The sequence below is a fragment of the Stenotrophomonas veracruzanensis genome, from assembly GCF_032911525.1.
Classification (GTDB): domain Bacteria; phylum Pseudomonadota; class Gammaproteobacteria; order Xanthomonadales; family Xanthomonadaceae; genus Stenotrophomonas; species Stenotrophomonas africana.
The window spans coordinates 21,713-30,574 of sequence record NZ_JAWJTI010000042.1 but is presented as its reverse complement, the minus strand read 5'-3'; the positions used below and the strand labels follow the sequence as shown (position 1 = coordinate 30,574).

8 protein-coding genes are annotated in these 8,862 nt (G+C 67.7%); 2 read left to right on the top strand and 6 right to left on the bottom strand.

The genetic code is table 11. From position 1 onward, the window contains the following. Window positions 1–30: 30 nt before the first annotated feature. The 3 genes from thrC to thrA are packed head-to-tail and all read right to left on the bottom strand — an operon-like array spanning window position 31 to window position 4,762. Window positions 31–1,317: a threonine synthase gene (gene thrC, locus R1H25_RS18240; protein WP_317224283.1), complete on the bottom strand. Its 1,287-nt coding sequence runs from the start codon at window positions 1,315–1,317 to the stop codon at window positions 31–33. A 29-nt stretch (window positions 1,318–1,346) separates the two neighbouring features. Continuing rightward, entirely contained in the window at window positions 1,347–2,261 is a 915-nt protein-coding gene (locus R1H25_RS18235) for a homoserine kinase (RefSeq protein ID WP_317224282.1), read from the bottom strand. Then, window positions 2,258–4,762, bottom strand: a complete 2,505-nt coding sequence (gene thrA, locus R1H25_RS18230; RefSeq protein WP_317224281.1) for a bifunctional aspartate kinase/homoserine dehydrogenase I — start codon at window positions 4,760–4,762, stop codon at window positions 2,258–2,260. The genes R1H25_RS18235 and thrA overlap by 4 nt, the downstream gene beginning before the upstream one ends. Window positions 4,763–4,789: 27 nt before the next feature. Between thrA and R1H25_RS18225 the strand changes: the two genes are divergently transcribed. After that, a complete protein-coding gene (locus R1H25_RS18225) occupies window positions 4,790–5,110 on the top strand; it encodes a hypothetical protein (protein WP_162292111.1) in 321 nt (106 codons plus the stop codon). A 9-nt stretch (window positions 5,111–5,119) separates the two neighbouring features. On the opposite strand, the gene R1H25_RS18220 is transcribed toward R1H25_RS18225, so the two are convergent. Together R1H25_RS18220 and R1H25_RS18215 are read right to left on the bottom strand one after the other, a co-directional pair. After that, window positions 5,120–6,070, bottom strand: coding sequence for a DMT family transporter (locus tag R1H25_RS18220; RefSeq protein ID WP_057500976.1), 951 nt, complete (start codon window positions 6,068–6,070; stop codon window positions 5,120–5,122). Between the two features lie 167 nt (window positions 6,071–6,237). Continuing rightward, complete coding sequence (locus R1H25_RS18215) at window positions 6,238–6,933, bottom strand: AraC family transcriptional regulator (RefSeq protein ID WP_317224280.1); 696 nt, start codon at window positions 6,931–6,933, stop codon at window positions 6,238–6,240. Window positions 6,934–7,014: 81 nt separating this feature from the next. Between R1H25_RS18215 and R1H25_RS18210 the strand changes: the two genes are divergently transcribed. Next, window positions 7,015–7,794 carry a DUF6491 family protein gene (locus R1H25_RS18210; RefSeq protein WP_049449132.1) on the top strand — a complete coding sequence of 260 codons (780 nt, stop codon included), beginning with the start codon at window positions 7,015–7,017 and terminating at the stop codon, window positions 7,792–7,794. On the opposite strand, the gene R1H25_RS18205 is transcribed toward R1H25_RS18210, so the two are convergent. Further along, entirely contained in the window at window positions 7,791–8,840 is a 1,050-nt protein-coding gene (locus R1H25_RS18205) for a linear amide C-N hydrolase (protein ID WP_049449134.1), read from the bottom strand. The two genes, R1H25_RS18210 and R1H25_RS18205, sit on opposite strands and share 4 nt — an antisense overlap. Window positions 8,841–8,862: the final 22 nt, after the last annotated feature.

Sequence of the window (8,862 nt, the reverse complement as noted above, 5' to 3'; positions counted from 1 at the left end):
CCGCTGGCCGGCAACTGCGTCCATCTCCGATCAGCGCAGCAACACCTCACGCAAAGAAGCGTAATCCGCGGCCAACGGTTCCGCGTACGCGGGCCGCTGCAGCAACGCATCCAGCGCCGGCGGCACGGCCACTGATTCGCCAATCAGCGGCTCCACCACTGCCTCGAACTTGGCCGGATGTGCGGTAGCCACCACCGCCCAGTCGCCCCTGGCTCCGCGCGCGCGCAGGTCCTGCAGCACCTTCACCGCCGTCGCCGTGTGCGGACAGAACAATTCACCACTGCTGGCGTGCGCCGCCGCAATCGTCGCGCGGATGGTCACGTCGTCCACCGCGAACGCGCGGAAGGCAGCGCGCAGCTCGTCGTCATCTCCTTGGTAAAGCCAGCGCAGGCGCTCGAAGTTGCTGGGCGCCCCTACGTCCATTGCGTTTGCAACGGTGGCCACGCTGGCCTGCGGCTGGTAGTCGCCACCATTGAAGTACGCCGGCAGCACCGCATTGGCATTGGTGGCCAGCACGATCTGCCCGATCGGCACGCCCAGCGCGCGCGCCAGCACGGCCGCCATCGCATTGCCAAGGTTGCCGGTCGGCACCACCAGGTTGAGCCGGCGACGGTGCGTCGCGTAATGGGACAACGCCGCATGCGCGTAATAACTCATCTGCGGCAGCAGGCGGCCGAGGCTGATGCTGTTGGCCGAACTCAGCGGCACCTGCGCCTGCAGTTCGCGGTCGGCCAGCGCCTGCTTGACCATCGCCTGGCAGTCGTCGAAGGCACCGGCCACGCGTAGCGCCTGGATGTTGTCGCCGAAGCAACCGAGCTGGTGCGCCTGCCGCGGCGACACGCGGCCGTCCGGATACAGCACCACCACACGCACGCCGGGCTGGCGATGGAAGGCCGCAGCAACGGCGGCACCGGTATCGCCGGAGGTGGCGACAACAATGGTCAGGTCGCGGTTCTTGCCGGCCTGCAGCCGCGACAGTGTTCCGGCCAGGAAGCGCGCACCGATATCCTTGAACGCCGCCGTTGGCCCATGGAACAGCTCCAGCACATGGTCACCGTCGCCCAGTGGCCGCAGCGGCACCGGAAAGTCGAACGCCTCACGACAGATCGATGGCAGGGCTGCCTCCAGAGCATCACCGGCGAAGAATGGTGCCAGTAGATCCGCGGCCGTATCGGCCAACGTCGCGCCGGCCCGCAGCTCACTGGCCGCGGGTAGCAACTCCGGTACATACAGTCCGCCGTCGGGCGCCAATCCTGCAGCGATCGCCGCACTGAGGCCAACAGCCGGGGACTGGCCACGGGTCGAAACAAATTGCATGGGTTGAGTATCCAGTAGAGGGGAAGGATTCAGCACAAGCGGGCTCCCGGTGCATCCAGCGGCGACACCCAGGCATCGCTGTCGAAACCGGCAGCGGCGAATGCCGCCTGCACCGGTGCGGCAGCGGCGCGGGCCTGGTCGGCATCCTCGAACCAGGCGAACACGCTCGGACCGGCACCGGAGATGCCTGCCCCCATTGCCTGTGCCGACAGTGCTGCATCGCGTGCTGCCTCGAAGCCCACAATCAGGCCGGCCCGCCGTGGTTCCACCAGCACATCGCGTAGTCCAGCCCGCACCAGCGCCGCATCACTACGATGGCAACCACTGAGTACCAGCGCGAGGTTCGCACTCTGTGCCACGAATTCACCCAGCGCGTAGCTGCCCTGCAGCACCTGGCGTGCGCGGCGTGTTTCCAGCACCGCATGCGGATGCACCAGCAGGCTGTGCCAGGTTGCCGGCACCGGAATCGGCAGCAGGCGGTCGGCCGTGCACAGTGCAAGACCGCCCAGCAGCAGCGGCCCCACGTTGTCGCCGTGACGGCCACCGCTGGCCACAGCCTCGCCATCGAGCGCAAACGGGTACAGCGCTTCGCGCGACAGCGGCGTATCCAGCAGTGCGTTGGCGGCAACCAGCGCAGCGACGCACGACGCTGCCGAACCGCCCATGCCGGAACCGAACGGAATGCCCTTGTCGATCTCCACCGCGAAACCGAAGTCCAGGGCCAGCCCTGCGCGCAGCGACATCAATGCAGCACCCGCGGTGTTTCCAGCCGCATCCAGTGGCAGCTCGACGACGCTGCCGCGAATCGCTTCGATGCGCACCACCGGCTCATCGATGCGGCGCACGATCACGGTATCGCCAACACCGGCGATGGCATGACCAAGAATATCGAAGCCCACCGCCACGTTGGCCACCGAGGCGGGCGCGAACGCACGCGCGATCACAGACGCGCTCCTTCGCCGGCAGCCACCCGCAGCAGGTCCGCGAACACGCCAGCCGCCGTGACTTCCGGGCCAGCCCCCGGCCCCTGCACCACCAACGGGTTGTCGCAGTAGCGGCGGGTGCGGAACTGCACCACGTTGTCGGTCAGCCGCAGGTTGGCGAAGGCGTGGTCGGCAGGCAGCTCCTGCAGGCCCACCGAGGCGCCGCCGGCACCCAGCTGTGCCACATAGCGCAGCACCGCACCACGGGCCCGCGCGTCCTGCAGGCGCTGCAGCAGGCTGGCATCGGACTCGCCAAGCCGCTCCATGAAGTCATCCACGCTGCCATCGCGCAACAGCGCCGGCACCAGGCTTTCCACCTGTACCTGTTCCAGGCTGAGTGCGTGGCCGGCCTCGCGGGCCAGGATCACCAGCTTGCGCGCCACGTCCACGCCCGAAAGATCATCGCGCGGGTCCGGCTCGGTGTAGCCCATCGACCGCGCCTGCGCGACCAGCTGCGAGAACGGCTGACTGCCATCGAAGCGATTGAACAGCCACGCCAGCGTGCCGGAGAAGATGCCTTCAATCGCCAGCACTTCATCACCGGTATCGACCAGATCACGCAGCGTGGTGATCACCGGCAGACCTGCGCCCACCGTGGCCTCGTAGCGGAAACGCGCGCCACTGGCCGCCGCGGCGGCGCGGATGCGCTGATAGCGCGGCAGAGGCCCGGCGCCGGCCTGTTTGTTCGGGGTGACCACGTGGATGCCGGCCGCCAACCAGCCCTCGTAGCGCTCGGCCACATCGGCACTACCACTGCAGTCAATCACCACCGCATGCGGCAGGTGCGCGGCCAGCAGGTGTTCGGTGAAGCGATCCAGATCGCTGGACTCGCCCGCGTCCTGCAATGCCTCCCGCCAGTCGGCGTGCAGACCATCCACTTCCAGGCGCATGCGCGAACGCGAGGCCAGCGCGCGCAGGCGCAGATCCACATTGGCCTTGGCCAGCAGCTGCGGACGGGCCGCCAGCAGCTGGTCCAGCAGCGCGGCACCGACATTGCCCGGCCCGATCACACCGACCGCAAACGTCTGCGGCGACAGCCAGAAGCCGGCATGCGCCGCGCGCAGCGCACGGGTGGCATCGGCACTGTCCACCGCCACCGAGATGTTGCGTTCGGACGAACCCTGCGCGATCGCCAGGATATTCACCTGCGCACGCCCCAGTGCCTCGAACAGGCGTGCGGCCACACCCGGCTGCCCGGCCATGCCGTCACCCACCGCCGCCAGGACGCTGACGCCCTCACTGACCTGCACGCGCTGCACCTGGCCCACGGACAACTCATGCGCGAACGCGTGCAGCAATGCCTCACGGCCACGCGCTGCTTCGGCGGCGCGCACCACGCAGCAGATCGAATGTTCCGACGAACCCTGCGAGATCATCACCACCGACACCTGCGCCTGGCGCAGGGCGGCAAACACGCGCTCGGCGGTACCGGGAACGCCGATCAGGCCGGTGCCTTCCAGGTTCAGCAGAGCCAGCCCGGGGCTCAGGGTCAGGCCCTTCACCGGCCCGCGCGGCGAGCGTTCGGCACTGATGCGCGTGCCCGGATGCGCCGGCTGGAAGGTATTGCGGATGAAGATCGGCAGGCCGAGGCGGATAGCCGGCGACATCGTCTGCGGGTGCACCACCTTGGCGCCGAAATAGGCCAGTTCGCAGGCCTCGTCGTAGCTCAGCGACTCCAGCTGCACCGCCTCGGGCACAAGCCGCGGGTCGGCCGACAGCACGCCGTCGACGTCGGTCCAGATGTGCAGTTCATCGGCGTTGAACAGCGCGGCGAAGATCGCGCCGGAGTAATCGCTGCCGTTGCGACCGAGCGTGGTGATGCGGTCATCGCGGTCGCGCGCGACGAAACCGGTGGCGACCAGGCGCGATTGTGGGTGCTGCAGGCGCCACTTGGCCAGGCGGTCGGCACTGGCTTCCCAGTCGACATCGACGCCCAGTTCACCATGCCCGACCACCAGCACATCTCGCGCATCGAGCACCGCGCAGTCTTCGCCCAATGAACGCAGGTGGGTGCCAAGCAGCTGCGCGGAGAACACTTCGCCCTGCCCCTGCACGCGGTCCAGCACCTCGCGCGGCAGTTCACCGATCACCGCCAGCGCCGCCAGCACTTCGGCCAGCTGCTCGAAACGGGCGTCGATCCATTCCACGGTCTCGCCCACCTGCTCGCCCAACAGCGCCACGGCAGCGCCACGATGGCGTGCGCGCAGTGCATGCCAGGCCTCGCGCCAACTTTCGTCGCCCCTGGCCGCCAGCTGCGCCAGTTCAATCAGGGCGTCGGTGACGCCCTTCATCGCCGAGACGACAGTGACCTGCAGCGATTCGGGACGGGCCCGCAGCAGGCCGGCAACATGGCGATAGCGTTCGGCATCGGCCACCGAGGTGCCGCCGAACTTGTGCACGACAGTGGACGGCGCAGCCAGGTCGGCCGGGGCAACGGGATGAGCGGGGGCGTGGGAAGACATGCAGACCTCGGTAGGAGGCCCCGTCGCATGCAGGTGTCGAGTTTCCCCGCCACCTGTATGGTGCGGGGCCGTGGTTTTCGGGAGTTACACGAAGACGACGGGCCGCACCAGGGCAGTGGTGACGGTGGTGGTGGTAATGGTGGTGGTGGCGACCGGCGCAGTCGAACGGCCCGCAATGGCGGGGGCGATCAGGCTGGCGTGGGCGGCATCAAGGACCATGGCGCACAGAAAACACTGTGCGCCGGCCCGCTGTCAAGTGCTGCGATGCAAAAAATCATTGCCGCGATCATCGCCCAACGTGCCGGCAATTGGTTGCATCTGAGACCAAGCCGGCATCAGCACGCCTGACGAGGGCATTCAGCCCGCATGTTCGGCGATCGCGCGCGGCGTGCGGTGCGCGTGCGCACACATCATCACGCCGGCCACCAGGAACACGATTGCCAGTGCTTCCAGCAGCGAAGGCCAGCGCTGTTGCCAGGCGAAGGCATACGCCAGCGCGAACAGCGTCTCGAACACGATCATCTGGCCCGTCAGGGTCAGCGGCAGGAGGCGGCTGGCGCGGTTCCAGAACGCAGTGCCAAGGATCGAGGCCACCACCGCCACGCCTGCACTGATCGCCCAGAAGCCCCCCCACTGTGCCGTTGTGTGGCTGCTGGTGTGACCGAAGAAGGCCATCGGCACCAGCAGCAGGGCCAGGCCGCCGGTGGTGACGCCGGTCAGCAGCGACCAGTCATAGCCGGACAGATCCGGCCGGCGCGCCAGCCAGCGGCTGTTGCCGATCGAGTACAGCGCCCACGAGAACAGCGCGCCGAATGCACACAGCAGGCCGATCAGGCGCTGCCGCCACGGGGTCGCCAGGTGCTCGGACATCAGCGCTTCCCAGCCAACCAGTGCCACGCCCAGCACGCACAGCCCAAGTGCCGGCAACAGCTGCTTCAGTGGTACAGCGCCCTGCTCGCGCACGCCAACCAGAGTGACCACCACCGGAATCAGGCCGACAATCAAGGACGCCGCCGCGCCACCGGCCCACTGCACCGCCGTCGCCAGCAGCAGGAAGTACACCAGATTCCCGGCCAGGCTCAACCACAGCAGGCCGATCCATTCGGCGCGGCCCAGCCGCGGGGCCAGCCGCTTCCAGCGCGGCAGCAGCAGGGCTACGGCGATCAGGCCGTAGACCAGATAGCGACCTGCTGACAGTTGCAGGGCATTGAACGACTGCAGCACGGCGGGCGCGAGGAAAACCACGCCCCACAGCGCGCCGGCGGCAACGCCATTGGCGATGCCCAGGGCCATCGGGTTGTTGCGCATTCGGGTTCTTCGGGGGGGAGAGAACGGGCCGCGCAGTGTAAGCGCTGGCCGACAGGCACTCTTGACCGAGGCTACTGCCCTGTCATCTCTGTAGAGCCGAGCCATGCTCGACTGCGATTGGCCACTGTGCAGACAAGGACAGCCGAGCGTGGGCTCGGCTCTACAAGTCAGCCGCCGCCCCTGCGCCACGCGGCCGGGGTCTGGCCACACTCGCGGCGCAGCGCGCGGGTCAGTGCGCTCTGCTCGGAATAGCCTGCGGCCAGCGCGATATCGCTGATCGGCGCCGTGCTGGTTCGCAGCTGATGCTTGGCCCAGCGTAACCGGCACGCGCTCAGCCAGGCCTGCGGGCTTAGCCCAAAATCACGCTGGAACAGCGCGTGCAACCGGCTCTCGCTGACCCCGACGAATCCGGCCATGCGCGCCACCGGCCACGCCTGGCCCGGATCTTTCTGCACCGCCGCGCACAGTCCCTGCATGCGCGCGCCACTGCCGGCCGGTGCAAACAGCTGCAGCAGCTGCGGCAACAGGGCCGGCACCGGCTGCCCAGCCTGCACCTCGGCCAGGCAGCGGCGCAGCCCCAGCGGCAGATGCAGCCAGCGCTGACGGCACAGATACTCCTGCGTGCCGTCATCAAGCACGCCCGGAGCACAGTCAACGATCACGAAACCATTGGGACCATCCGCCATCTGGTCATGCGCTTCGCCAGCGGCAACAAAAGCCCCCTGCAGCAGGTCCAGCCGACCACCGCGCCCTTCCATCTCGAACTGCAGCTCGCCCTGCAGCGGCAGCACCCATTGCGCATAGTCATGCCGGTCCAGGCCAGTGGCCTGTCCGTAGTGCCGCAGGTGGAAGATGGCGCCCATCCGGGCAGTGTGCGCGTGTAACAACGGCCGTGCAAACCGCTGCTATAGTCGATCCGTCATCCAACGCAGGGAGTGCAGGACATGACCCATCAGCACGTACTCGCGGTATTGGCCGCCAGCCTCGGCCTGGCGCTTGCAGTTCCGGCCCTGTCACAGGAACGCACCCCGCCCGCCCCGCACTGCATGGACGCGGTCGGCGTGCAGGAAGTGGAACAGGCCTCGCCGCGCTCGATCGCGCTGCGCGCGGCCTCCGGCCAGGCCTACCGCATCGACTTCAGCGAGGATTGCCCCGGTGTCCGCACTGCCACCACGCTGAAGCTGGAAGCACCCGCCGGCTGGGCCTGCGGTCGTCCCAGCGAGCGCGTGGTGGTCGATGGCCGCAGCTGCGCCGTCAGTGCGGTCACCCCGGTGCAGAACCGGGACTTCGCCGGCGTGGCCCGCGACAGTGACCGCCTGCGCACAGCCACCCTGCCCGCCGTGACCATCCGCGAACGCAAGGATATCCGCCGCGGATTCGGCGGCTCGCCGTCGTACTGCTTCGCCACCCGCAACGTCCGCGCGTGGTCGTCCGACGCGCAGGGCATGCTGGTGGAGACCAATCCGCGCCGCAATGGTGGCCACCGCTACTACCGTGTCGAGCTCGGCAGCCACTGTCGCCAGCTTGATCGTGCGCCGCAGCTCAGCTTCCGCTCCGGCATGCAGAACGGCCTGATCTGTGGCAATGCCGGTGACCGCATCCTCACCGCCGATTTCGAGAACGGTGACCTGCGCAGCGATGGGCTGGCCCCGCTGCCGCAATACACGCGCGGCGCCTGCACGATCCAGGCGGTCTACCCGGCCTCCAGCCAGGCGTCGAATTAACCGTCGACGCCGAGGAAGGCAAAGGGTGCGCTGGGCACGAAGTGACCCAGCGCATCACCGGCAAAGGTGTTTCGCTGGTCCTTTCCAAGGTCGAGCTTGAGTACCTGCCCGCCGAAATCAACCTTGTTCAGGTCGACCCAGAAGGTGTTCGGGGTCAATGCCGATTCGAAGAAGTACAGCCGCCGCTTGTGGTCGGCCACGGTGCGCCAACGCGTGGATGAGATGTTCGGCTCACCTGGCGTGGTGATGCCGTACGGCACCGACGCGTTGCGGATCACGCTGAACACGCTGGCCAGGGCCTCCACCGGATCCTCGGCCTTGGGAATGGCGTTGATGTAGAACGACGCGCGCGCGAAGCGGTCGGACGAGCGGTTGGTACCCGGCAGCATCACCGTGCCACCGATCTGCTGCCAGTAGCTGTTGAGTGCCAGCTGCTGCTCGAAGATCGGCGAATTGGTCATCACCTGGTAGCGGCGGTCGTGATGGATCACCTGGCGGCCGCCGATGTATTCGACAATGGCACTGTCGCCGGTCGCGTCGGACAGCGACAGATGCAGCGTTGCCTGCCGATCTTCGCCGGGCACCTTGTCGGTGACGATCGAGTATGGCTCACGCTTCAGCGCCGCCACCGCCTCGTCCACGGTCGCGAAATTATCCAGCACATACTGCGCCCACAGCGAGATCGCCAGGCCCGGCTTGTTGCCACGCTGCTGCGGATACTCCGATTCGACCAGCCACAGCAGGTTGGCCACCAGGCCCTTTTCGTTCATGCCATCGGTGGTAGACACGTCGTATCCGGTCGCCACCACGCTGCCATAGCGCGCGGTCCAGGCCAGCGACTTCGGACCGGCCTGGCCGGTGCGTGCAATACCACGCGGCAGCACGTAGAGGTTGGTCGCTACATCGACCTTCCAGTCCATCGAGCGCGCGGTGATCACATCACCGTTGTCGCCCAGGTACACCGCACGCGTGCAGGCCAGCGCCGGTGCTGCTGCGACCAGTGCAGCCGCAAGCAGTGCCATTTCCTTCCACTTCATCCGTGCCATGTCATTACGCTCCTTTCCCCGT